1 protein-coding gene is annotated in these 1093 nt (G+C 55.0%); it reads right to left on the reverse strand.

Translation table 11 applies throughout. The features are described 5' to 3' along the window. Positions 1 to 419: 419 nt before the first annotated feature. A partial coding sequence (locus ACXRVY_RS30950) for a CaiB/BaiF CoA transferase family protein (protein ID WP_458239203.1) occupies positions 420 to 1093 on the reverse strand: 674 nt, incomplete at its 5' end.

The raw sequence follows: 1093 nt of genomic DNA on the forward strand, positions 1-1093 counted from the left end.
GTTAAGAGCTTTCGTCTCAACCGAGGCGCGCATTSTACAGCAGCCTCATTTGCTGTCAAGTGATTATTTTCTGAAGTTTTCCAAGTTTCCTTTTCAACTTCAACCACTTGCGCTTCAGATCTCTCGTCAGCGGGAGGCGAATTCTACAGCGTTACACGCTGCTGTCAACACCTCTTTTTCAACTCCCTTTYGGCTTCGATGAACTGAAGCAACCTGCTGYCGAAAACTGCGTAACTCATTGTTTRCCAAGGAGTTTTCCGTTTCGACTGCGCCGGAAGTGGGGCGAATTATAGASATCTRWAATCTGCCGTCAAGCACTGATTYAGGTTWTCTATCAATAAGCGGCAGAAAGCAGCAAAACACCCCAAAGGGTGCCTATATAGAGGAGCCGAAATACCCCTCTATATAGAAGAAACCAATCAGAGAACGCCCGAAGCCTTGAATGCGGACACCGCCCCGGCATCCAGGCCCAACACCCGCTGCAAAACTTCCAGCGTGTGCTCACCCAGCAGAGGAGGTGCAAAACGGTACTCCACCGGCGTTTCCGACAGTCGAATCGGGCTCGCCACCTGAGGCACCATCCCGGCCAGTGCATGCGGCAGCTCGATAGCCAACCCGCGCGCCTTGACCTGAGGATCGGCAAACATCTGCGCTACGTCATTGATAGGCCCGCATGGCACGCCAGCCTGTTCCAGTTGCACCACCCATTCAGYGGTCGTCTTGAACACCGTTGCTTGGCGGATCAGCGGGATCAGTACCGCCCTGTTTGCCACCCGCAGCTTATTGGTGGCAAAACGCGTATCGTCCGCCCACTGCGGCTGCCCGGCCACTTCCGCGAACTTGCGGAACTGCCCATCGTTCCCGACGGTAAGGATGAAATCGCCATCCGCCGTAGGAAAATCCTGATAGGGCACGATATTCGGATGAGCATTACCCAGGCGCTTAGGCGCATTGCCTGTCGTCAGGTAGTTCATCGCCTGGTTGGCCAGACAAGCCACCTGCACGTCCAGCAGAGCCATATCGATATGCTGACCACCACCGTCATGATCCCGATGCGCAAGCGCAGCCAGGATCGCGACAGTCGAATACAGCC

Source organism: Pseudomonas sp. P5_A2_2, assembly GCF_054177685.1.